Source organism: Enterobacter sp. H2G27 (assembly GCF_054403075.1).
Genome location: NZ_JBSVSI010000001.1, coordinates 3,017,226 through 3,041,116, shown reverse-complemented (window position 1 = coordinate 3,041,116; position 23,891 = coordinate 3,017,226). Strand labels below are relative to the sequence as shown.

Genomic DNA, 23,891 nt, shown 5'->3' with positions numbered 1-23,891 from the left:
AATAGTTAGAGGTGGTTATGCGCTGGCAAGGGCGTCGTGAAAGTGACAATGTAGAAGACAGACGCAGTGATGGCGGCGGTCCTTCAATGGGTGGACCCGGCTTCCGGTTACCCAGCGGTAAGGGCGGCATCATCCTGCTGATTGTGGTTTTAGTCGCGGGTTATTACGGCGTTGACCTCACAGGGTTGATGACCGGTCAGCCGCTGCAACAGCAGGAGCATTCTCAACGCTCCATCAGTCCGAATGAAGATGAAGCGGCCAAATTTACCTCCGTTATTCTCGCCACAACGGAAGACACCTGGGGTCAGCTGTTTGAGAAGATGGGGCGTACCTACCAGCAGCCGAAGCTGGTGATGTACCGGGGCGCAACCCGCACCGGATGCGGCACCGGACAGTCCGTGATGGGGCCGTTCTACTGCCCGGCAGACGGCACCGTCTATATCGATCTCTCCTTTTACGATGACATGAAACGCAAGCTTGGCGCTGACGGTGATTTTGCCCAGGGTTACGTGATCGCGCATGAAGTCGGCCATCACGTGCAAAAGCTGCTGGGGATTGAGCCTAAGGTACGCCAGCTTCAGCAAAATGCTTCTCAGACTGAAGTGAACCGACTGTCAGTCAAAATGGAGCTGCAGGCGGACTGCTTCGCGGGCGTCTGGGGCCACAGCATGCAGCAGCAGGGCGTTCTGGAATCCGGCGATCTTGAAGAGGCGTTAAATGCCGCTCAGGCGATCGGTGACGACCGTCTTCAGCAGCAGAGCCAGGGGCGCGTCGTGCCGGACAGCTTCACTCACGGTACCTCACAGCAGCGCTACAGCTGGTTTAAACGCGGCTTCGACAGCGGCGACCCGGCGCAGTGCAATACCTTCGGCAAAGCGATGTAATGCTGGCGTTTGAACAGCTGATACGCGAGCTTGAACGCACCGGCTATCGTCGGCTGGTGGTGCTCAGCGGCGAGGCGCAGTGGACGCTAACCCAGGCGGTTGCTCTGCGTGACGCCTTGCCCGGAGACTGGGTAAGGCTTGACGAACACCCTTCAAAAGCCATCAGCGGCCTGCTGGGACGCGAGTTCCGGCATGCTGTTTTTGACGCCAGCGCCGGGTTTGATGTCGCCGCGTTTGCCGCCCTGAGCGGAACGCTGAGCGCCGGAAGCCTTCTGGTGCTGCGGGTTCCGCCACTCGACGCGTGGGCCAGGTTGCCAGACATAGATTCACTGCGCTGGAGCGACAGCGCGGAGCCGATCGCCACTCCACACTTTGTGCTCCACTTCTGCCGGACGCTTGCCGCCGATTCGGATGCGATTGTCTGGCAACAGCATCGTCCCTTGTCCGTTTCCGTTGCGGCGGATTTACCGTCCTGGCAGCCTGCCAGTGGCGCACCGCAGCGTGAGCAGGCGGAGATCCTCGACGCGCTTCTGACCATGCCTGCGGGCATTGCCGCGGTAACGGCACCGCGCGGGCGCGGAAAGTCAGCGCTGGCGGGGATGCTGCTCAGTAGCATTCAGGGGAGTGCGGTGGTCACGGCACCGGCTAAAGGGGCAACGGATGTCATAGCGCGCTTTGCGGGCGAGCATTTCCGCTTTATGGCCCCGGATGCGCTGCTGGCCTCCACGCTGCAGGCCGACTGGCTGATTGTCGATGAAGCGGCTGCCATCCCGGGCCCGCTGCTGGAGAAGCTGGTCACGCGCTTTCCGCGCGTAGTGTTAACCACCACGGTGCAGGGCTATGAAGGGACGGGCAGGGGGTTCCTGCTGAAGTTTTGCGCCCGTTTCAGCGGACTGCGGCATTATGCCTTATCGACCCCCATTCGCTGGGCTGCCGGATGTCCGCTTGAGCGGTTCGTGGCGAATGCTCTGTTATTTGATGATGCGCTTATCGACCGCAAACCGGAAGGCGACGTGCGTATAACGCCGCTGGCGCCGCGGATGTGGGAGAGCGACCCGGCACGCGTGGCAAGCGTTTATGAACTGCTGTGTGCTGCACACTACCGTACTTCACCGCTCGATTTACGCCGGATGATGGACGCGCCCGGCCAGCACTTTGCTGTTGCCGGGACGGAGGCAGAGATTGCAGGCGCGCTCTGGCTGGTGGAAGAGGGCGGGTTGTCCCCTGAACTTAGCCGCGCCGTGTGGGCGGGATACCGGCGTCCGCGCGGGAATCTCGTGGCGCAGTCCCTGGCGGCGCACGGCGGCTCTCCGCTCGCGGCGACGTTGAAAGGGCGACGGGTTAGCCGCATTGCGGTTCACCCCCTGCGCCAGCGGGAAGGCATCGGGCAACAGCTTATCCGTAGCGCCCGCGGCGAAGATTATCTGTCGGTGAGCTTTGGTTATACCGATGAGCTGTGGCATTTCTGGCAGCAGTGCGGCTTTGTGCTGGTGCGGATGGGCAGCCATCGTGAAGCCAGCAGCGGCTGCTACACGGCGATGGCGCTGCTGCCGCTTAGCGAGGCAGGGCGTCGGCTGTGCGCGCAGGAACATCAGCGTTTGTGCCGGGATATGCGCGTCCTGTCTGCCTGGAACGGTGAAAAGATCCCCGTGGAAGACCGATGGGAAGCTACCCTTAATAGTGACGACTGGCTGGAGCTGGCGGGGTTTGCGTTTGCACACCGTGCGTTTTCAACCTCGGCTGCCGCGCTGACGCGGCTGTTGTTAGCCGTGGACATGCCGCTTCCGGCCCTGCGTGGGAAAATGGCTGGAAAAACGGAAGACGTCGGTCGAAAAGCGTTGCTGGCAAAGCTGCGCAGTGAAACCGCGCAAGCGCTTGAAAGCCTTGATTATCCCCGCTGCCAGCAGTTGAAGGAAGACATTTTGCAATGGCAATTTTTTCAATGACTTCTTCAGTAAAGTGGCATGGTCATTCACGTCGGGAGGCGTAGAATCCAGGTCATCTATTAAGGAGACCACCATGAAACACGATCATTTTGTTGTTCAAAGCCCTGACAAACCGGCTAAACAGTTACTGCTTCTGTTTCATGGGGTTGGCGATAATGCCGTCAATATGGGGCAGATTGGCAGCTGGTTTGCGCCCGTTTTCCCCGAAGCGCTGATTGTCAGCATCGGTGGCGTAGAGCCATGCGGCCCGAACGGACGCCAGTGGTTCTCGGTTCAGGGCGTGACGGAAGAGAACCGTCAGGCGCGCATTGATGCCATCATGCCGACCTTTATCGAGGTCGTCCGCTACTGGCAGCAGCAGAGCGGTGTAGGAGCCGATGCCACCGCGCTGATTGGCTTCTCGCAGGGGTCAATCATGTCGCTGGAAAGCGTAAAGGCGCACCCGGGTCTGGTTTCACGGGTGATCGCGTTTAACGGTCGTTTTGCGACGTTACCAACAAGCGCAACCACGCAGACCACGATCCACTTAATCCACGGCGGTGAAGACCGGGTGATTGAACTCTCGCATGCGGTTGCTGCCCAGGAAGCGCTGATTCGGGAAGGTGGGGATGTGACGCTGGATATCGTTGACGATCTGGGCCACGCCATTGACGACCGCAGCATGCAGTTTGCGCTCGATCGTTTACGCTATACCGTACCGAAGCACTACTTTGATGAAGCGCTCAGCGGCGGTAAGCCGGATAACGATGATATTGTTGAGTTTATGTGAGGTTATCCCCTCTCCACAGGAGAGGGGATACGGACCGGTTACTTCTTCTGGTCTTTCTTCGGCCAGTCGTCGTCATCGTCCCACTTGTCGTTGAAATCACGGTGCGGGGGAAGATCCGGTTTGTTGGCGAGAAATTTTTTATGGTCCACGCGCTTAAGGTCTTTAATCACGTTAAGCAGTACGCCGACCAGAAAAACCAACACCAGAACCCACCAGTACTTTGAAAGCCAATCCATTCGCTATTCCTCTCAGAGCGTTCGTCAGGCGACGAGTTGCTCCATAATACGTTGATACATACGGGCCAGCAGTTGCAAATCTGCCGCATTGACACACTCATTTATTTTATGAATGGTTGCGTTCACTGGCCCCAGTTCGACAACCTGAGCACCCATACGGGCGATAAAGCGTCCGTCTGAGGTGCCACCCGTTGTCAGCAGCTGTGGCTTAATTTCATTATAGTGCTCGATGGCGTTCACCACCGCATCCACCAGTTTGCCGCACTGCGTCAGGAACGGCTGGCCGGAAAGCCACCACTCCACGGTGTAGCGCAGTTGATATTTTTCCAGCAGGGCAACAACGCGTGCCTTGATCATCTCATCGGTCAGTTCCGTGCTGAAGCGGAAGTTGAACTGGACGAAGTAATCCCCCGGGATCACGTTATTGCTTCCGGTCCCGGCCTTGACGTTCGCAATCTGCATGCTGGTCGGCGGGAAGAACTCGTTGCCCTTATCCCACTCAATCGCCACCAGCTCGCTCAGCATTGGCGCGGCGCGGTGGACCGGGTTATCGGCCAGATGCGGATACGCAACGTGCCCCTGAACGCCGTGAATGGTCAGGTTACAGGTCAGCGAGCCACGGCGTCCGTTTTTGACGACGTCACCCACCACTTCGGTGCTGGACGGCTCACCGACCAGGCAGTAGTCGAGACGCTCGTTGCGTGCCATCAGCGCTTCAACAACCTTCACGGTACCGTTGTGCGCGCTGGCTTCTTCGTCGGAGGTTACCAAAAACGCGAGACGGTTTTTGTGGTTCGGATGCTGCGCCACAAAGCGCTCTGCCGCCACGACCATCGCCGCCAGAGAGCCTTTCATGTCTGCCGCGCCGCGACCAAACAGCATGCCGTCGCGAATGGTCGGTTCAAACGGTGGGTTAATCCAGCGGTCCGCGTCACCGGCGGGAACAACGTCAGTATGCCCGGCGAAGGCCAGCGTTTCGCCCTGTCCGCGCCACGCCCAGAAGTTCTGGGTATCGCCAAAATCCATGCGTTCAATGGTAAAACCGATGGCGCGCAGGCGTTCAATCATAAGAGCCTGACAACCTGCGTCGTCCGGGCTAAGGGAAGGACGGCGAATAAGCTGCTGAGTCAGCTCAATGACCGGGCATGACATAAACTACACCTCAACGAAAAAAGTCGGAATAAAGGGTTTCACTGAAACCCAGCAGCATAGGCTGCCCTGGCGCGCAGAGCAATGGGCGTTTGATAATTGCCGGCATCTCGAGCATCAGTTTTGCCGCGCTGTCGGCATCGGTGATGCTGGCGCGCAGAGATTCGTCCAGTTTACGCCAGGTGGTACCGCGAGTGTTCAGCAGAGCTTCCCAGCCCACTTCGCGGATAGCGCTATGCAGAAATTCTGCATCAAGCCCATCGGCGCGGTAATCGTGGAAACGGTACTCCACGCCGTTCGCTTCCAGCCATCGACGGGCTTTTTTGATGGTGTCGCAATTTTTAATGCCGTACATCACAACCATGGTGAATCCTTTTGACCTTATGATGATTAAATGTTCAGTAAATTCGAAGATATATCCTTAAGTGGAATATAACACATTCAGGAATCGTCTGGATTTACACTTTATATTAATTCAACTCACATCTGTACGCTGAATATTCTTTCACCATTTAAGCATAGATGTCCATAAACTTTAAAAACCCAATAAACTCAGCAAATAAAATAAAACTCACCCATCCGTAGGGTTATTTCAAAATATTGCTGGCCGTCACAAAAAATTGAGGTCTCACCGTTCATATTTATCATAAATCCCCGCAGGACGTGGGGTACAATCACAGCAATTGGTTAAATAGTCTTCACAATGATGGCCCGTTTTTGTAGAATGCGCATAATAATAAGAGAGGTAGTTATGATTGAACGTGAACTGGGGAACTGGAAAGATTTTATCGAAGGCATGCTTCGTAAATGACATTCAGTAAGAATTGCAAGAGCACTAAAATAAGTAAAATAACCATAGTGTGAATTAATCACACAGTAAAAAGGCGGCCGATAAAGCCGCCTTTTTTTATTTCAATCACTTACTCAGCACGTTCCTTTAGCGGGAAGCGACGACGCACCAGCACAAAGAACAGCGGAACGAAATAAATGGCCAGAATGGTGGCCGAAATCATGCCGCCCATGACCCCCGTCCCGACGGCATGCTGGCTGCTGGAGCCTGCTCCCGTACTGGTTGCCATCGGCAGTACGCCAAAGACAAACGCCAGTGACGTCATCAGGATCGGGCGCAGGCGCTGACGGCAGGCGTGCAGCGTGGCCGCCATCAGCTCGTGGCCTTTGGCATTCATCTCGTTGGCAAACTCAACGATCAGAATGGCGTTTTTCGCCGACAGCCCAATCACGGTGAGCAGACCCACCTGGAAGTAAACATCGTTCTCCAGACCGCGCATCCAGGTCGCGAGCAGGGCACCAATGACGCCAAGGGGCACGACCAGCATGACGGAGAACGGGACCGACCAGCTTTCATACAGGGCGGCAAGGCAGAGGAAGACCACCAGCAGAGAGAGTGCGTAAAGTGCGGGAGCCTGCGCTCCGGAGAGACGCTCCTGGTAAGACATGGCCGTCCACTCCAGACCAAAGCCGGCGGGCAGCTGTTGCACAAGTTTTTCCATAGTGTCCATGGCGGTACCGGTGCTGACGCCCGGCGCGGCTTCCCCGACGATTTCAACCGCAGAGTAGCCGTTATAGCGCTCCAGGCGTGGCGAACCGCTCTCCCAGTGCGAAGTCGCAAAGGCAGAAAACGGCACCATGCCGCCAGCGTTATTCCTCACAAACCAGCGGTTAATATCATCCGGCAGCATGCGGAACGGCGCGGCGGACTGGACATAGACTTTTTTCACGCGGCCACGATCCATAAAGTCATTCACATAGCTCGAGCCCCACGCCGTTTGCAGGGTATCGTTGATATCGTTGATCGACACGCCCAGCGCCTGCGCCTTACGCTGATCGATATCTACCTGAAGCTGCGGGCTGTCATCCAGACCGTTATGGCGAACGCGGGTCAGGCCGGGATCGTTGCCCGCCAGCGCTAACAGCTTATCGCGTGCCGCCATCAGCGCCGTGTGTCCCGCACCGGCGTGATCCTGCAGCTCCATGTCAAACCCGGCGGAACTGCCAAGGCCGCTGATTGCCGGCGGGCTGCTGGCAAAGACGCGCGCCTCTTTGATGTGCGCGAAGGCTTTGGTCGCGCGTTCAATGATGGCAAATGATGTTCCCGTTCTGGTATCGCGCTCGTCCCAGTCCTTCAGGCGGACGAACATGCGGGCGACGTTCTGCCCGTTCCCGCCCGGCCCGGAGCCGACGGTAGAGAAGACGGATACGACGTTATCTTTCTCTTTAGTAAAGAAATACTGCTCCACTTTCTGGACGACTTTCAGCGTCTGCTGCTGCGTTGCGCCGCTCGGCAGCTGCACCGAGGTGGTGAACATCCCCCGGTCTTCCATCGGCAGGAACGAGGTGGGCAGGTGCAGGAACAGCCACACCATCCCGCCCAGCAGCACGACGTAAACCATCATCCAGCGCAGGCTGCGGTGGAGTACACGCCCAACGGCAGATTCATATCGCGCGGCGTTGCGGTCGAACATGCGGTTAAACCAGCCGAAGAACCCTTTCTGCCCGTGATGCTCTCCTTTATGCAGCGGTTTCAGCAGGGTGGCGCACAGCGCGGGGGTGAGGATCAGCGCGACCAGCACGGAGAGTACCATCGCCGAGACGATGGTGATCGAGAACTGGCGATAAATCGCCCCGGTGGTGCCGCCAAAGAAGGCCATCGGGATAAAGACAGCCGACAGTACCATCGCGATACCGACTAGCGCCCCCTGAATTTGACCCATGGATTTACGCGTCGCCTGGCGCGGAGAGAGCCCTTCTTCGCTCATGATGCGCTCGACGTTTTCAACCACTACGATGGCATCATCCACCAGCAGGCCGATTGCCAGCACCATCGCAAACATCGTCAGGGTATTAATGCTGTACCCGAACGCGTAAAGCACCGCAAAGGTCCCAAGCAGCACCACGGGGACTGCAATGGTGGGGATCAGCGTCGCGCGGAAGTTTTGCAGGAACAGGTACATGACCAGGAACACCAGCGCGATGGCTTCCAGCAGGGTCTTCACCACGTCCTCGATCGACGCTTTAACGAAGGAGGTGGTTTCATAGGCGACTTTGTACTCCAGCCCGTGCGGGAAATACTGTGACAGCTCATCCAGACGGTCCAGCACCAGTTTCGCCGTGGCCATTTCGTTTGCGCCCGAGGCAAGCTTTATCCCCAGACCGGAGGCCTGATTGCCGTTAAAGCGGCTCAGGTAGTCGTATTTTTCGGCCCCCATTTCCACCGTGGCGACATCGCCCAGACGCACTTCCGACCCGTCCTGATTCACGCGCAGGGTGATGTTGCGGAACTGGTCCGGCGTCTGCAGCAGGGATTGCGAATTGATGGTGGCGTTCAGGGCTTGCTTATCAACGGAAGGTGTTCCCCCCAGCTGTCCCACCGCAATCTGGGCGTTCTGGGCTTTGATGGCATTCGTCACGTCGGTCGCCGTCATCTGATAGCTGTTGAGCTTGTTGGGATCGAGCCAGATGCGCATGGAGTATTGTGAGCCGTAGGCGTCAATATCCCCGACGCCGTTAATACGGCTGATGGGATCCTGAATATTACTGGCGACGTAGTCCGCGATGTCCTGTTTATCCATTGAGCCATCTGTCGAGACAAACGCGATGGTCAATATGTTGGTATCACCGGTTTTACGCACGGTTACGCCCTGGTTCTGCACCGCCTGGGGCAGCTTGCGCATGGCCGACTGCAGCTGGTTTTGGACCTGCTGCACCGCTTCGTCCGGGTCGGTGCCCGCCTTGAAGCTCAGGGTCACCGTCGCCTGTCCCGTGGCGCTACTCTGCGAGGACATGTACATCAGGTTATCCAGACCCGTCATGTTCTGCTCGATAACCTGCGTGACGGTATTTTCCAGCGTCTGTGCGGAAGCGCCGGGGTAGTTTGCGGTGACGCGCACGTTCGGCGGTGCCAGGTCGGGGTATTGCTCAACGGGAAGTGAAGTAATCGCCAGGACGCCTGTCAGACACAACAGGATGGCAAGCACCCAGGCAAAAATGGGGCGATCGATAAAAAAATTCGCCATGAAAGTGTGACCTCGTTTTGCTGCACGTCATTATTGTTTATTGCCCGCATAACTTTAGCGGTAAGGCCCAGGTCAAACGTGGAGAAATAAAGGAGATAATGTAAATTATCATGCGCTTTTCCCTGCGCCTCCCTCTTTACCGTTATTTACCCGTTATCGGCGTGGGTGCCGGGAACGTCACGCTGACCAGCGTGCCGCCGTTTTGCGGCTGCGAGAAGTGCAGCATCCCGCCGAGCCGTTGCGCGCGTTCGCGCATAATATTCAGGCCGTAATGTCCCGGCGGCTCGCTGGCCTCGCCAATCCCAATGCCGTTATCACGAATGCTGACGCTGTGCGTCCCGTCCACTGAGGTCACGCAGCTTACGGTGATCTCCCTGGCCTGCGCGTGCTTAATGGCATTCAACACCGCCTCGCGGACGATCTGCAGCAAATGCACCTGCTTTTGCGCATCGAGCGCCAGCGAGGACAGACGACAGTCCAGATGCAGTTTGGCCTGCGTCTGGCTCTGCAGCACGTCGAGGGACTCCTGCAGCGCCGCGGGTAAGTTCGCGTGGTTCAGCGTCAGGCGGAAGGTGGTCAGCAACTCGCGCAGCTGCTGCCAGGCATTGTTCAGCTCGCGGGAGAAGTCGGTGATGATGGTCTGCGCCGGGGTATTTTCCTCGGGCACGGCGCGTTTGAGCAGCGCAAGCTGAATGCGTAGATACGACAGCACCTGCGCCAGCGAATCGTGCAGCTCGCGGGCAATGGTGGCGCGCTCTTCCATCAGCAGCAGCTGCTGGTAATGCTTTTGCGCCTGGTTAAAGTACAGTCCGCGCCCGAGCATAGTCGCCACGCTTCTCATCAGCGGAAGGGGGACGCTGTCCGCCTCGCTTTGCCAGCGCAGCTCGCCGTAAAGGGTATCCTGCATCAGTACCGGCAGGTTTTGCAGAGGAGTGCCATGTGCCTCCGTCCCTTCGCACAGCCGCCAGTCGTCGCTGGTGCGCAGTTCCAGATAATTCATCTGCGTATAGTCATGGACAATCTGCAGGATATGCCGGAAGCAGTGGCTGTCTATCTGGCCGGTATTCAGCGCCTGAGAGCACTTAAACAACATGTCGAGCTGCTGGTGGGCTTCATGCAAATGTCGCGTCTTTTCCGCGACCGAGGCTTCGAGAGAACGGTAGAGCGTATCCAGCTCGGCTGACATGTGGTTAAAGGCGCGCGAAAGCTGGCCCAGCTCGTTCGGCAGGGCGCTATCCGGCGCAGGCGTGGCAAACTCGCCGCGCTCAATGCGTTCGCTGGCCGCTACCAGGTTATTCAGCGGTAGCACCACCTGGCGGCGGATGCGTCGCAGGGTAAACAGCGTCAGCAGCAGGATCCCGAGTGCGCCAGCCAGCGAGAGCAGGGTGACCGTCTGAATTTTATGTTCAGTGTAGTGCTGCAGGGCGAGCACAAAGGCATCAATGCGGCCGACAAAATCTTCAATATTGCGTTGATACCACGCGCTGTCGCCGCGGGCGATGCGCGCATCCATCTCCTGCCAGGCCACATGCAGCTGCTGATAGCGTGCTTTCACATTGTCCGGGACGTACCAGCGGTTCAGCTTCTGCAGGGCAGGCGCGCCGAGCGTCTGTTGCCAGCTCTCGCGATGTGCCGCAAGGGAAGGGCTGTTGCGCTGCATTTCGTAGCCCAGACGATAGCTCTGCATGCGCAGCGAACCGGCGATATTAATGGCTTCGGCATCGCGCTGGCTGCTTGCCAGCGTCAGCAGCGCGACGGTGCTGGTCAGCACGGACAGGGCTATGATCGAAAAGAAAGCCCAGGCAAGGCTTCCGGAAACGGGTCGTTTAACGGTCACAGAACGGCTCTCTGAATAAAATTGATCTGCCACAGGTTCACTGGAAATAATTGGGCGCTTCAGTCATGTGAACGTTGCCCGATCGCACCGTGATGCGTAAATACCATACTCTTATAAAGAGAAAGGTTATTGAACCAAAAACAGGTGTGGTTATGAATCGTTTTATTATGGCTAACAGCCAGCAGTGCATTGGGTGTCACGCCTGCGAAGTGGCCTGCGTGATGGCGCACAACGATGAGCAGCATGTCGTGAGCGAGCGCCATTTTCATCCGCGTATCACGGTCCTGAGAGCTGGCGAGAGGAGCCGCCCCGTGACCTGTCATCATTGCGAAAACGCGCCCTGCGCGCAAAGCTGCCCGAACGGCGCCATCAGCAAATGCGATGACAGCGTACAGGTGAATCAACAAAAATGCATCGGCTGTAAGGCCTGCCCGTTTGGCACGATGGAGATTATCGTCACCCCGCTCGACAACGGCAGCGTGAAGGCTTCGGCGAATAAATGCGATCTCTGTCTGACGCGTCCACACGGCCCGGCCTGTATCGAAAATTGCCCGGCGGATGTCCTCTCCCTGGCGACGTCTGCCGTGCTGGACAATCTGACGAAATCACGCCGACAGCGCACGGCCTGCCTGGAGGCGCAGCCCTGGCATGCGGAGGTCGTCGGAGAAGATGCTCCGCGCACCAAACTGCAGCAGATGCAGGCGACGGTGCCACGCGGCGAGCCCGACAAGCTGGCTACCGCAGAACGCGTGGGCCATTTTAACGAAATTTACCTGCCATTCCGGGCCGAACAGGCCGCCCGCGAGGCGTCGCGCTGCCTGAAGTGCGGAGAGCATAGCATTTGCGAGTGGACCTGCCCGCTGCACAACCACATTCCGCAATGGATCGAGCGCCTCAACGCGGGAGATATCGCCGGCGCGGCCGAGCTTTCTCATCAGACTAACTGTTTACCTGAAATTACCGGCCGCGTCTGCCCGCAGGATCGATTATGCGAGGGTGCCTGCACAATACGTGAAGAGGCAGGATCCGTGACCATCGGCAACATCGAGCGCTATATCTCCGATCGGGCGCTGGCGATGGGCTGGCGGCCGGATATGTCCGCCGTCACGCCGTCAGGTAAACGCGTCGCGATCGTCGGCGCGGGGCCTGCCGGGCTGGCGTGCGCCGACGTGCTGGCGCGCCGCGGCGTGAGCGTGACGGTCTATGACCGGCACCCGGAAATTGGCGGATTGCTGACCTTTGGCATCCCGGCGTTCAAGCTGGACAAATCGCTGCTCGCGCGGCGCAGAGAGATATTTACCGCGATGGGGATCCGCTTCGAGCTTAACTGCGAGGTGGGCCAGGACGTGTCGATGTCGCAGTTAAAGCACGATTACGACGCCCTGTTTATTGGCGTGGGAACCTATCGCTCGATGAAGGCGGGTATCCCACATGAAGACGCGCCAGGTGTCTACGACGCGCTGCCTTTCCTGGTGGGCAACACGCGCCATGTTATGGGGCTGGAGGCAACGGCCAGCGAACCGTTCATCGACGCCCATGGCCTGAACGTGGTGGTGCTTGGTGGGGGCGATACCGCGATGGACTGCGTCCGAACCGCGTTACGCCACGGGGCGGCGAAGGTGACCTGCGCCTATCGTCGGGATGAGGCCAACATGCCGGGCTCGAAGAAAGAGGTGAAGAACGCCAGTGAAGAGGGGGCGGCGTTTGAATTTAACGTCCAGCCGGTTGAGCTGACGCTGGATCCGAACGGAAAGGTCAACGGTATCCGAATGCTGCGAACCGAGCTCGGAGAGCCGGATGCGCAGGGACGGCGGCGACCGGTTCCGGTGGCGGGCAGCGAGTTTGTGATGGCCGCGGATGCGGTCATCATGGCGTTTGGTTTTAACCCGCACGCGATGCCGTGGCTGCAGGCGCAGGGTGTCGAAACGGATGACCGGGGGCGGATCGTTGCTTCGGTTGAGAGCCGCTACCGTTATCAGACGACTAACCCACAGATCTTCGCCGGAGGCGATGCGGTACGCGGTGCGGATCTGGTGGTGACCGCAATGGCGGAAGGACGTCATGCGGCGCAGGGGATACTCGACTGGCTTGGAGTTAACGCGCCAAAACATCATTAAACCGGCGGGCGACAAAGCGGGATTCACGGCGTAGTATAGGACGACTCATTGTGTTGTGGAGCCCGTATGACCCTGAAAATTGACGTTATCAAAGACAAAATTCTCTCTGAAAACTACTTTGTCCTGCGTAACATCACCTATGATCTTACACGTAGCAATGGTGAGGTTATCCGCCACAAACGCGAGGTCTACGACCGCGGCAACGGAGCGACCATTCTGCTCTATAACCGTGACAAGCAGAGCGTGGTGCTAATCCGTCAGTTCAGGGTGGCGACATGGGTTAATGGCAACCCTGATGGACGTTTGATTGAAACCTGCGCGGGCCTGCTCGATGACGATGAGCCGGAAGTTTGTATCCGCAAAGAGGCCGTGGAAGAAACCGGCTTCGAAGTGGGTGAGGTCAAAAAGGTCTTCGAGCTGTTTATGTCGCCGGGCGGCGTAACGGAAATTGTGCATTTCTTCATTGCCGAATACAGCGACGCCCAGCGCACGCACCGGGGCGGTGGCGTAGAGGATGAAGATATTGAAGTGCTGGAGCTTCCTTTTGCCCGGGCGCTGGAGATGATGCGTTCAGGCGAAATCAGGGATGGTAAGGCAGTGATATTACTGCAGTATTTACAGACGACCGGGTTGATGAACGCTGCTTTCGAGCGGATGTAGTGCATTTTTCGGGTATATCTGATAAATCCGATTGAGCAACCCCGCCGGGAACACGAAGATACTGCCCAGTTAAGCGTTTTCGTTCCGGGATTGTGTCATTCATGCGCTACAGCGTCTTTTTGTTTTACCTGTTTTGTGTGCTCCTCGCGCCGCAGGTGCGGGCTGCACCTGCCCAGCAAGCCTTCTCCGACTGGCAGGTAACCTGCAATAACCAGAATTTTTGCCTTGCACGCAACACGGGTGAACACCGTGGTCTGGTCATGACGCTCACCCGTAGCGCCGGGGCGAAAACGGATGCCACGCTGCGTATCGATCTTGGCGGTCTTGATACACCCTCGATCAAAGAGCCAGAGATTGCCCCCCGGCTGCTGCTGGATAGCGTTCCTCTGAAGCTGGACAAACAGCGCTGGCAGCTCACGCCATGGCATCTGAAAACGGACGATGCGGCCACCATCACCGCCTTTCTGAAAAATATCCAGGAAGGGAAGGCCATGACTCTGCGCGGCGGTAAGCAGGTCATTTCACTGACCGGGCTTAAGGCCGCGCTACTGTTCATTGATGCGCAGCAAAAGCGCGTCGGCAGCGAAACCGCGTGGATCAAGAAAGGTGACGATCCGCCGTTAAGCGTTCCGCCTGCACCCGCCTTAAAAAAGGTGGCGGTCGTCAATCCGACCCCGACGCCACTCTCCCACGCCGAACTGAACGACCTGCTGGACTATGGTACCGGACGGATGAACAGCAGCCAGTGCTCGCTGGATCCTAACCGCCGGGAAGTGCGCGTCACCGCGTTAACCGATGAGAAAGCGCTGCTGATCGTCAGCTGCGAGGCGGGGGCCTATAACACGGTCGATCTGGCGTGGCTGGTATCACGTAAAAAACCGTTCACCGCACGCAGCGTCAGGCTTCGTCTGCCGTTTACGCCGTCAGGCGACGGGAGCGAAATGGAGTTGATGAATGCCAGCTTCGATGAAAAGACGCGCGAGCTGACAACGCTGGCGCTGGGGCGCGGTTTGGGCGATTGCGGAGTCCAGACGCGCTGGCGTTTTGACGGACAGCGATTCCGCCTGGTGCGCTACGCCGAGGAGCCCAGCTGTGATAACTGGAACGGGCCAGATGCCTGGCCCACGCTGTGGATCACGCGCTAGTTTTGCCCGGTAAGCGTAGCGCCACCGGGCACGCAGACCGCGCTACAGCACGCTTAACGCCTTCTCAACCACGTTCTCAACGGTAAAGCCGAAGTACGGGAACAGCTTGTCGGCAGGGGCGGACTCACCGTAGCCCCTCATGCCGACAATCGCCCCTTTCAGACCCACATATTTGTACCAGTAGTCGGCAATACCGGCTTCCACCGCCACGCGCGCTGCGACGTTTGAAGGCAGTACCGATTCGCGGTACGCCTCGTCCTGGGCATCGAAAATATCCGTAGAAGGCAGGGACACCACGCGCACAGCGTGACCTTCGGCGGTCAGTTTCTCCGCCGCTTTCACCGTGATTTCCACCTCGGACCCGGTCGCAATCAGGATCACGTCCGGCTTGCCGCCGCTGTCCTTGAGGATGTAACCGCCCCGGGCGATGTTTTTCACCTGCTCCGGCGTACGCTCAATCTGCGCCAGGTTCTGGCGTGACAGAATCAGGGCCGTCGGGCCGTTATGGCGTTCTACCGCCAGCTTCCAGCCCACCGCCGCTTCGACCTGATCGCAAGGGCGCCACGTGCTGAAGTTCGGCGTCAGACGCAGGCTCGCCAGCTGTTCAACCGCCTGGTGGGTGGGGCCGTCTTCTCCCAGACCGATGGAGTCGTGGGTATAGACCATAATCTGCCGCGCCTTCATCAGCGCTGCCATGCGCGCCGCGTTACGGGCGTACTCGACGAACATCAGGAAGGTGGCGGTGTAGGGCACGAAGCCGCCGTGATGGGCGATGCCGTTGGCAATCGCGGTCATCCCGAACTCGCGCACGCCGTAATGGATGTAATTCCCGGCGATGTCCTCCTTCAGCGATTTCGATCCCGACCAGATGGTCAGGTTACTCGGCGCCAGATCCGCCGAGCCGCCAAGCAGTTCGGGCAGAAGAGGGCCGATTGCATTCAGGGTATTTTGCGACGCCTTACGGGTGGCAATTTTCGCCGGGTTGGACTGCAGATTTTCAATCAGCGCCTGGGTTTTATCGTCCCAGTCTTCCGGCAGGCCGCCGCTCATGCGGCGGGAAAACTCGGCCGCCAGTTCAGGATGCGCTTTTTTGTAGGCGGCAAATTTATCGTTCCATGCGTGCTGCGCTTTTTCACCCTTTTCGCGTGCATCCCATGCCCGGTAGATCTCTTTCGGGATCTCAAACGGCGGATGTTTCCAGCCCAGCTTCTGCCGGGTCAGCGCGACTTCTTCCTCGCCCAGCGCCGCGCCGTGCGCCTCCTCTTTGCCCGCCTTGTTCGGCGAGCCGAAGCCGATCGTGGTGCGGCAGATAATCAGGGACGGTTTATCCTTCACGCTCTGCGCTTCCTGAATCGCTTTTTTCACCGCCTCCGGGTCGTGACCGTCGATTTCATGCACCACGTGCCAGTGGTAGGCTTCGAAGCGTTTTGCCGTGTCGTCGGTAAACCAGCCTTCGGTTTCCCCGTCGATGGAGATGCCGTTGTGATCGTAGAACCCGATCAGCTTGCCGAGCCCCAGCGTGCCCGCCAGGGAGCAGACCTCATGGGAGATCCCCTCCATCAGACAGCCGTCACCCATAAACACGTAGGTGTAGTGATCGACAATCTCGTGGTCCGGCTGGTTGAACTGTGCCGCCAGCGTGCGTTCGGCAATCGCCAGCCCGACCGCATTTGCCAGCCCCTGGCCGAGCGGCCCGGTGGTGGTCTCCACGCCCGGCGTATAGCCGATCTCCGGGTGCCCCGGCGTTTTGGAGTGCAGCTGGCGGAAGTTTTTCAGCTCCTCAAGCGGCAGATCGTAGCCGGAAAGGTGCAACAGGCTGTAGAGCAGCATTGAGGCGTGACCGTTGGAGAGAATAAAGCGGTCGCGATCGTACCAGGTGGGGTCATTGGGGTTGTGCTTCAGAAAGTCGTTCCACAGTACTTCGGCTATATCAGCCATGCCCATCGGCGCGCCGGGGTGGCCGGAATTGGCTTTCTGCACGGCATCCATGCTGAGGGCGCGGATGGCATTGGCTAGCTCTTTACGGGACATAGTTCACTCCGTGGCAAGGTTAAAGTTTGGCGGCGAGAAGATCTTCTAGTTTGCGCTGGTCGACGGCGAACTGGCGGATACCGTCCGCCAGTTTTTCCACGGCCATGGCGTCCTGGTTGTGCTCCCAGCGGAACTCCGCTTCGGTCATGGCTTTCGGTTTTGGCAGAACGGTGGAGGTCGGCACCAGCTTGCGGATCACCGTTTCTTCTTTGTCCTGTAGCTCCTGGAGCAGGTTGGGTGAAATTGTCAGGCGGTCGCAGCCTGCCAGGGCGAGGATCTGCTCGGTACGGCGGAAGCTGGCACCCATCACGATGGTTTCGTAGCGGTGCTGCTTGTAGTAGTCGTAGATATTACGGACCGATTTCACGCCCGGATCCTCATCCACCACGTACGGATCCATCGGCTGTTTCGCCTGGTACCAGTCGTAGATGCGCCCGACAAACGGTGACACCAGGAACACGCCCGCTTCGGCACAGGCGCGCGCCTGGGCAAAGGAGAACAGCAGCGTCAGGTTGCAGTGGATGCCCTCTTTTTCCAGTACCTCTGCCGCGCGGATGCCTTCCCAGGTGGAGGCGAGCTTGATCAGAATGCGTGATTTATCGATCCCCTGTTCCTCGTACAGTTCCACGAGGCGACGCGCCTTGTTAATGCTCTTTTCTTTATCGAAAGAGAGGCGGGCGTCGACTTCGGTCGAGACGCGGCCCGGGATGCTTTTAAGAATTTCCGCACCAAAATTAACCGCCAGCTTGTCGCTGGCTTCGGCGACCTGCTGCTCCTGCGTCTTCCCGCGCTTTTTACCGTAGGCAATGGCGTCATCAATCAGATGACTAAAATAGGTAAGCCCGGCTGCCTTGAGCAGTAGCGAAGGGTTGGTGGTCGCATCCTCCGGCTGATAGTGGCGAATCGACTCGATATCGCCGCTGTCTGCCACCACCGTGGTGAATTGTTTGATGCCGTCTAGCTGGTTCATAAATGATTACTCCTTGGAAATAAAAGAGTTAGATGAGTGCGTTAGTTCACACTTCTGGAAAAATCATGATGGACTTAACAAAAAAGCATAGCAGACGGGGGAGGCATTGCTTTTGAGACGGGTAACATGGCTGTTATAAATTGATAACAATTTTTAATGTGTGATGGTGAGAGTTTGGCTGCCTTCAAAGTTTAGGAGGCGGCCTGAGGCGATACTAGGTGGCACACCAGGGTGTGCATCAGGATCGCTTACGTCACCCTTTTGACCGATACGTGAAAGGAAAAATAAGATGGATGAGCAGTTGAAACAGAGTGCCCTCGATTTTCACGAGTTCCCTGTCCCGGGCAAAATCCAGGTCTCCCCAACCAAGCCGCTGGCAACCCAGCGCGATCTGGCGCTGGCCTATTCCCCGGGCGTAGCTGCCCCGTGTCTGGAAATCGAAAAAGACCCGCTGGCGGCCTACAAATACACCGCGCGCGGCAATCTTGTCGCCGTGATCTCTAACGGCACGGCGGTGCTGGGGCTGGGCAACATCGGCGCGCTGGCCGGTAAGCCGGTGATGGAAGGCAAGGGGGTGCTGTTCAAGAAATTCGCCGGTATCGACGTGTTCGATATCGAGGTGGATGAACTCGATCCTGACAAGTTCATCAACGTAGTGGCCGCGCTGGAGCCGACTTTCGGCGGGATCAACCTGGAAGACATCAAAGCGCCGGAATGTTTCTATATCGAGCAGAAGCTGCGCGAGCGTATGAACATTCCCGTGTTCCATGATGACCAGCACGGTACGGCCATTATCAGCACCGCTGCGATTCTCAACGGCCTGCGCGTGGTAGAGAAAAACCTCTCCGACGTGCGCATGGTGGTCTCCGGCGCCGGCGCCGCGGCCATCGCCTGTATGAACCTGCTGGTGGCGCTGGGTATGCAGAAACACAACATTGTGGTCTGCGACTCCAAGGGCGTTATTTATAAAGACCGCGAGCCGAACATGGCGGAAACCAAAGCGGCGTATGCGGTAGAAGACGACGGCAAGCGCACGCTTGAGGACGTCATTGACGGCGCGGATATCTTCCTCGGCTGCTCGGGTCCGAAGGTGCTGACCCAGGAGATGGTGAAGAAGATGGCGCGTGCGCCAATGATCCTGGCCCTGGCCAACCCGGAACCGGAAATTCTGCCGCCGCTGGCGAAAGCGGTGCGTGAAGACGCCATCATCTGTACCGGCCGTTCGGACTACCCGAACCAGGTCAACAACGTGCTCTGCTTCCCTTTCATCTTCCGCGGCGCGCTGGACGTCGGCGCAACGGCGATCAACGAAGAGATGAAGCTTGCAGCCGTTCACGCCATCGCGGAGCTGGCCCACGCCGAGCAGAGCGAAGTGGTTGCCTCAGCCTATGGCGATCAGGATCTGAGCTTTGGCCCTGACTACATCATTCCAAAACCGTTTGACCCGCGTCTGATTGTCAAAATTGCCCCTGCGGTTGCCAAAGCGGCAATGGACTCCGGCGTGGCGACGCGTCCGATTCAAGACTTCGACGCTTACGTCGATAAGCTCACCGAGTTTGTCTATAAAACCAACCTGTTCATGAAGCCGATCTTCTCTCAGGCGCGCGCCGACGCGAAGCGCGTGGTGCTGGCGGAAGGGGAAGAGGCGCGCGTGCTGCACGCCACCCAGGAGCTGATCACATTAGGCCTGGCGAAACCGATCCTGATTGGTCGTCCGAGCGTGATTGAAATGCGTATCCAGAAGCTGGGCCTGCAGATTAAGCCGGGCGTCGACTTCGAGATCGTCAACAACGAATCCGATCCGCGCTTCAAAGAGTACTGGAGCGAATACTACGCGATCATGAAGCGTCGGGGGATCACCCAGGAGCAGGCGCAGAAAGCCGTCATCAGCAACACGACGGTGATCGGCGCGATCATGGTCCATCGCGGCGAGGCGGATGCGCTGATCTGCGGTACCATCGGGGATTATCACGAGCACTTTAGCGTGGTGCAGGAGATCTTCGGCTATCGCGACGGCGTCCATACCGCCGGGGCGATGAACGCCCTGCTGTTGCCGAGCGGGAACACCTTTATCGCTGACACCTATGTTAACGACGATCCGAGCCCGGACGAGCTGGCGGAGATCACCGTGATGGCCGCCGAGACCGTGCGCCGCTTCGGTATCGAGCCGAAGGTGGCACTGCTGTCGCACTCTAACTTCGGTTCGTCCAAATCAGCGGCGGCGTGCAAAATGCGTGAGACGCTGGCGCTGGTGCGCGAGCGTGCGCCGGAGCTGATGATTGACGGGGAAATGCACGGCGATGCCGCGCTGGTGGAGAGCATCCGTAACGAACGTATGCCGGACAGCCCGCTGAAAGGATCGGCAAACATCCTGATTATGCCGAACGTGGAAGCGGCGCGTATCAGCTATAACCTGCTGCGCGTCTCCAGCTCTGAAGGGGTGACCGTAGGACCGGTGCTGATGGGCGTGGCGAAGCCGGTGCACGTGTTAACGCCGATTGCCTCCGTGCGTCGTATCGTGAACATGGTGGCGCTGGCGGTGGTTGAGGCGCAGACGCAGCCGCTGTAATTTTTACCCTCACCCTAACCCTCTCCCAAAGGGAGAGGGCCGGGGTGAGGGGAGGGTTACACCCAGTCCCGAACCTGAATAAACTCTTTTAAGGCAGCCTCCGGGCTGCCTTCTTTTGGCTCGTAGCAGTACTCCCAGCGCACCAGCGGCGGCATCGACATCAGAATTGACTCCGTGCGCCCGCCGGTCTGCAGGCCGAACAGCGTCCCGCGATCCCACACCAGGTTGAACTCCACGTAGCGCCCGCGGCGGTAGAGCTGGAACTCGCGTTCGCGCACGCCGTAGTCGGTGTTTTTACGGCGTTCGACGATGGGCAGATAGGCGTCGGTATAGCCTTCACCCACCGCGCGCATAAAGCTGAACGCGGTATCAAAATCAGGCGTGTTGAGATCGTCAAAGAACAGTCCGCCGATGCCGCGCTGCTCGTCGCGATGCTTCAGGTAAAAGTAGTCGTCGCACCACTTTTTATATTTCGGGTAAATGTCTTCGCCAAACGGCAGGCAAAGATCCCGCGCGGTGGTGTGCCAGTGTACGGCATCCTCTTCGAAGCCGTAGTAGGGCGTCATGTCGAAACCGCCGCCAAACCACCAGACCGGATCGGCCCCCTGCTTTTCCGCAATGAAAAAGCGCACGTTGGCGTGGCTGGTTGGCACGAACGGGTTGTGCGGGTGCACCACCAGCGAGACGCCCATCGCTTCGAAGCTGCGGCCCGCCAGCTCAGGACGATGTGCCGTCGCAGACGCGGGCATGGCGTCGCCGTGAACGTGGGAAAAATTCACGCCAGCCTGTTCGAAGATGCCGCCGTTACGCAGCACGCGACTGCGCCCGCCGCCGCCGGCCTCGCGCTGCCAGGTATCTTCCTGAAATTCTCCGCCGTCTGCGGCGGCCAGTTTCTGGCAAATCTCATCCTGCAGCTGCAGCAGGAAAGTTTTGACCAGTTGTGCATCGGGTTTCATCAACGTTTCCTGGAGTGCGCTTTTTGGTTATCGAACCAGTTGAAATAACTGATAATGCCGGAGGCGATAGCGTTGGCGATCTTCTGACGAAATGCCGTGGTGCCAAGGAGTCGCTCCTCTTCCGGGTTCGTGATGAAGGAGGTTTCCACCAGCACGGACGGGATGGACGGTGATTTCAGGACCACGAACGCCGCCTGCTCGGTGCCTTTGCTGTGCAGGCGATGCACCGGCTTAATCTTCTTCAGGATGTGCGAGCCAAGCGTCAGGCTGTTTTTGATCGTATCCGTCTGCACGAGGTCGAACAGCACCTGCTGTAGCAGGTGGTCTTTGTCGGTGGCTTTTTTCCCGGCGACTTCATCCGCCCGGTTTTCGCGGTCGGAGAGGTATTTCGCCATGGCGCTACTGGCGCCGCGGTTGGAAAGCGCAAATACCGAGGCACCTGCCGCAGAAGGGTTGGTAAAGCCGTCCGCGTGAATCGACATAAACAGATCCGCACCGTGCTGGTGGGCGATCTCTACGCGGTCATACAGCGGAATAAAGGTATCGCCAGAGCGCGTCAGACGGGCGTCAATGCCGTTACTGCGTAAAATCGCCCGCACATTTTTTGCAATCGCCAGCACGACGTGTTTTTCTTTCGACCCGTTTTTGCCGATGGCGCCGGTATCAATGCCGCCGTGCCCAGGGTCGAGCATCACCAGACGCTTCGCGCCCGGCTTTTTGGTTTTCGGTTTGCTGTGTCCGTTACTGGTTTTAAGCGTGCTCTCGTCTTTCGCCTGAGCCTGCTTTGCGATACCCGTTAACGTTAAGGCCGCCAGCCCCGCTTTGAGAACCTGACGACGCGATGTGAGTGCTTTTAATGGTTTGAATGTGCTCATGCGGCCTGAATACTAAAAAATGGGGTCCTGGTGTTATATCGTATCGTGTTTCCCGTTACGACAGTCCATGTTGAGAATTGTTTTACTTTTCATTTCAATACGTGACAAAGTGACATTATGCCAAATTTTGGCGAGATTTTCCCCGGTTATTGGCTAAAGGCGAGCTTCGCGCCATAATCACAGTTTTTAAACCCGAAAAGGCGGTTAATACCATGGAGATACGCGTTTTTCGCCAGGAAGATTTCGAAGAGGTGATTACCCTTTGGGAGCGCTGCGATCTGCTGCGTCCGTGGAACGATCCGGAAATGGATATCGAACGTAAGGTGAATCACGACGTCAGTCTGTTCCTGGTCGCGGAAGTCAACGGTGAGGTTGTGGGGACGGTAATGGGCGGTTACGACGGCCACCGCGGCTCGGCCTATTATCTGGGCGTCCATCCGGAATACCGTGGTCGCGGCATTGCCAATGCGCTGCTTAACCGGCTCGAGAAGAAGCTGATCGCCCGCGGCTGCCCGAAAATCCAGATTATGGTTCGGGAAGATAACGATGTGGTGCTGGGCATGTATGAGCGTCTGGGCTACGAGCATTCTGACGTGCTGAATCTGGGAAAGCGTCTGATCGAAGATGAAGAGTACTGAGATTCATCCGGCAGACTATGACGCGCAGGGCCGCGTCAGGCTGCCCTTTTTATTCTGGTGCGTTCTGCTGCTCCAGGCCCGTACCTGGGTGCTGTTTGTGATGGCCGCCGCGTCGCGCGGGCAGGGCGATACGCTGCTGAATCTTTTTTATCCCGATCACGATGCTTTCTGGCTCGGCTTACTGCCGGGCGTACCGGCGGTGGTGGCTTTTTTGTGTAGCGGACGACGGCACCTGATCCCTCGTTTTTGGCGCACGCTTCGCTGGCTGCTAATCCTTGCCCAGACTGCGCTGCTCTTATGGCAGCCGGTTCTCTGGTGGTACGGTGAACCGCTGACGGGCTCCGGCGTTGCGCTGGTGGTTGCTGATATTGTGGCGCTGCTGTGGCTGATGACCAACCCGCGTCTTCGCGCCTGTTTTGCGCCTCAGGATGATTAATCCGGCACTTTTTGCCGATGTCGCACTCCAACAAGCGTTGATTTAACAAGTAAGGACGTTTCAATGAAATCGCTGCGTTTACTCTTATGCGCTCTCCCGCTGGCATTGACCGGCTGTTCGACGCTCTCCTCCATTAACTGGTCCGCTGCGTATCCGTGGAACTGGTTTGGCTCATCAACGGAAGTAACCGAGCAGGGCGTGGGGAACATTACCGCCGCGACGGCGCTGGATCAGAATGCTATCCAGGATGCGCTCAGCAGTGATTACCGCCTGCGCAGCGGCATGAAAACCGAGAATGGCAATATTGTTCGCTACTACGAGGCGCTGAACGGCGACAAGCTGGCGCTGGTGATCAACGGTGACAAAGGCACGGTCAACCGAATTGCGGTGATGGATGAAGATATTCCGACGGCGAGCGGTGTGAAGGTGGGGACCCCGTTTAGCGATCTTTATAAGCAGGCCTTTGGCAACTGCGCCAGCGTGCCGTCTGACGACAAGGTTGCGGTGGAATGTAAGGCTGAAGGCAGCCAGCACATCAGCTATGTCTTCACCGGCACCTGGAGCGGCCCGGAAGGACTGATGCCGTCTGACGACACGCTTAAGAGCTGGAAAGTGAGCAAAATACTCTGGAAGCAGTAA

20 protein-coding genes are annotated in these 23,891 nt (G+C 58.0%); 11 read left to right on the top strand and 9 right to left on the bottom strand.

The genetic code is table 11. From position 1 onward, the window contains the following. The first annotated feature begins 17 nt into the window (after nucleotides 1-17). From ypfJ to ypfH, 3 genes are all read left to right on the top strand, one after another. A complete protein-coding gene (gene ypfJ / locus ACW9E7_RS14335; protein WP_458727973.1) occupies nucleotides 18-884 on the top strand; it encodes a KPN_02809 family neutral zinc metallopeptidase in 867 nt (288 codons plus the stop codon). After that, nucleotides 884-2,830, top strand: coding sequence for a tRNA(Met) cytidine acetyltransferase TmcA (locus tag ACW9E7_RS14330; RefSeq protein ID WP_458727972.1), 1,947 nt, complete (start codon nucleotides 884-886; stop codon nucleotides 2,828-2,830). The genes ypfJ and ACW9E7_RS14330 overlap by 1 nt, the downstream gene beginning before the upstream one ends. A 73-nt stretch (nucleotides 2,831-2,903) precedes the next feature. Continuing rightward, the gene (gene ypfH / locus ACW9E7_RS14325; protein ID WP_023615683.1) at nucleotides 2,904-3,599 is read left to right on the top strand and encodes an esterase; all 696 of its coding nucleotides are present in this window, start codon (nucleotides 2,904-2,906) and stop codon (nucleotides 3,597-3,599) included. A 38-nt stretch (nucleotides 3,600-3,637) separates the two neighbouring features. Here ypfH and ACW9E7_RS14320 read toward each other — a convergent pair whose 3' ends face one another. The 3 genes from ACW9E7_RS14320 to ACW9E7_RS14310 are packed head-to-tail and all read right to left on the bottom strand — an operon-like array spanning nucleotide 3,638 to nucleotide 5,348. Continuing rightward, nucleotides 3,638-3,835 carry a YpfN family protein gene (locus tag ACW9E7_RS14320; protein ID WP_008501627.1) on the bottom strand — a complete coding sequence of 66 codons (198 nt, stop codon included), beginning with the start codon at nucleotides 3,833-3,835 and terminating at the stop codon, nucleotides 3,638-3,640. A gap of 24 nt (nucleotides 3,836-3,859) precedes the next feature. Further along, entirely contained in the window at nucleotides 3,860-4,987 is a 1,128-nt protein-coding gene (gene dapE / locus ACW9E7_RS14315) for a succinyl-diaminopimelate desuccinylase (protein WP_458727971.1), read from the bottom strand. Between the two features lie 10 nt (nucleotides 4,988-4,997). Beyond that, nucleotides 4,998-5,348, bottom strand: coding sequence for an ArsC family reductase (locus ACW9E7_RS14310; protein ID WP_458727970.1), 351 nt, complete (start codon nucleotides 5,346-5,348; stop codon nucleotides 4,998-5,000). A 387-nt stretch (nucleotides 5,349-5,735) separates the two neighbouring features. Between ACW9E7_RS14310 and ypfM the strand changes: the two genes are divergently transcribed. Continuing rightward, the gene (ypfM, locus tag ACW9E7_RS14305) at nucleotides 5,736-5,795 is read left to right on the top strand and encodes a protein YpfM (protein WP_015572204.1); all 60 of its coding nucleotides are present in this window, start codon (nucleotides 5,736-5,738) and stop codon (nucleotides 5,793-5,795) included. A gap of 109 nt (nucleotides 5,796-5,904) precedes the next feature. Here ypfM and acrD read toward each other — a convergent pair whose 3' ends face one another. Next, nucleotides 5,905-9,018 (bottom strand): multidrug efflux RND transporter permease AcrD, encoded by a 3,114-nt coding sequence (acrD, locus tag ACW9E7_RS14300; RefSeq protein WP_127731904.1) that lies wholly within the window; start codon nucleotides 9,016-9,018, stop codon nucleotides 5,905-5,907. 142 nt (nucleotides 9,019-9,160) lie between these two features. Then, entirely contained in the window at nucleotides 9,161-10,855 is a 1,695-nt protein-coding gene (gene narQ, locus ACW9E7_RS14295) for a nitrate/nitrite two-component system sensor histidine kinase NarQ (RefSeq protein ID WP_458727969.1), read from the bottom strand. A gap of 152 nt (nucleotides 10,856-11,007) precedes the next feature. Here narQ and aegA point away from each other — a divergent pair, with 152 nt between their 5' ends. The 3 genes from aegA to ACW9E7_RS14280 all read left to right on the top strand — a co-directional run bounded on the left by aegA (nucleotide 11,008) and on the right by ACW9E7_RS14280 (nucleotide 14,777). Further along, nucleotides 11,008-12,972, top strand: coding sequence for a formate-dependent uric acid utilization protein AegA (gene aegA / locus ACW9E7_RS14290; RefSeq protein WP_458727968.1), 1,965 nt, complete (start codon nucleotides 11,008-11,010; stop codon nucleotides 12,970-12,972). A gap of 66 nt (nucleotides 12,973-13,038) precedes the next feature. Then, entirely contained in the window at nucleotides 13,039-13,632 is a 594-nt protein-coding gene (gene nudK, locus ACW9E7_RS14285; protein ID WP_252093286.1) for a GDP-mannose pyrophosphatase NudK, read from the top strand. Between the two features lie 101 nt (nucleotides 13,633-13,733). Then, nucleotides 13,734-14,777 carry a DUF1176 domain-containing protein gene (locus ACW9E7_RS14280; RefSeq protein ID WP_458727967.1) on the top strand — a complete coding sequence of 348 codons (1,044 nt, stop codon included), beginning with the start codon at nucleotides 13,734-13,736 and terminating at the stop codon, nucleotides 14,775-14,777. A 42-nt stretch (nucleotides 14,778-14,819) separates the two neighbouring features. Here ACW9E7_RS14280 and tkt read toward each other — a convergent pair whose 3' ends face one another. Both tkt and tal read right to left on the bottom strand, forming a co-directional pair. Then, nucleotides 14,820-16,808, bottom strand: coding sequence for a transketolase (tkt, locus tag ACW9E7_RS14275; RefSeq protein ID WP_458727966.1), 1,989 nt, complete (start codon nucleotides 16,806-16,808; stop codon nucleotides 14,820-14,822). A gap of 19 nt (nucleotides 16,809-16,827) precedes the next feature. Further along, complete coding sequence (gene tal, locus ACW9E7_RS14270; RefSeq protein ID WP_458727965.1) at nucleotides 16,828-17,778, bottom strand: transaldolase; 951 nt, start codon at nucleotides 17,776-17,778, stop codon at nucleotides 16,828-16,830. Nucleotides 17,779-18,067: 289 nt separating this feature from the next. Here tal and maeB point away from each other — a divergent pair, with 289 nt between their 5' ends. Continuing rightward, complete coding sequence (gene maeB, locus ACW9E7_RS14265; RefSeq protein ID WP_133294885.1) at nucleotides 18,068-20,347, top strand: NADP-dependent oxaloacetate-decarboxylating malate dehydrogenase; 2,280 nt, start codon at nucleotides 18,068-18,070, stop codon at nucleotides 20,345-20,347. A 56-nt stretch (nucleotides 20,348-20,403) separates the two neighbouring features. Here maeB and hemF read toward each other — a convergent pair whose 3' ends face one another. Then, nucleotides 20,404-21,303 (bottom strand): oxygen-dependent coproporphyrinogen oxidase, encoded by a 900-nt coding sequence (gene hemF / locus ACW9E7_RS14260; RefSeq protein ID WP_133294884.1) that lies wholly within the window; start codon nucleotides 21,301-21,303, stop codon nucleotides 20,404-20,406. After that, on the bottom strand, nucleotides 21,303-22,178 hold the full coding sequence (gene amiA, locus ACW9E7_RS14255) for an N-acetylmuramoyl-L-alanine amidase AmiA (protein WP_023308739.1): 876 nt from the start codon (nucleotides 22,176-22,178) through the stop codon (nucleotides 21,303-21,305). Before amiA ends, hemF begins: the two co-directional genes overlap by 1 nt. Before the next feature lie 212 nt (nucleotides 22,179-22,390). On the opposite strand from amiA, the gene ACW9E7_RS14250 reads away from it, so the two are divergent. The 3 genes from ACW9E7_RS14250 (at nucleotide 22,391) to ACW9E7_RS14240 (ending at nucleotide 23,891) form a co-directional block, all read left to right on the top strand. Further along, nucleotides 22,391-22,816, top strand: a complete 426-nt coding sequence (locus ACW9E7_RS14250; protein WP_014884750.1) for a GNAT family acetyltransferase — start codon at nucleotides 22,391-22,393, stop codon at nucleotides 22,814-22,816. Next, entirely contained in the window at nucleotides 22,803-23,252 is a 450-nt protein-coding gene (locus ACW9E7_RS14245; protein ID WP_115875958.1) for a DUF2919 domain-containing protein, read from the top strand. Before ACW9E7_RS14250 ends, ACW9E7_RS14245 begins: the two co-directional genes overlap by 14 nt. Nucleotides 23,253-23,315: 63 nt before the next feature. Beyond that, nucleotides 23,316-23,891, top strand: a complete 576-nt coding sequence (locus tag ACW9E7_RS14240) for an RpoE-regulated lipoprotein (protein WP_458727964.1) — start codon at nucleotides 23,316-23,318, stop codon at nucleotides 23,889-23,891.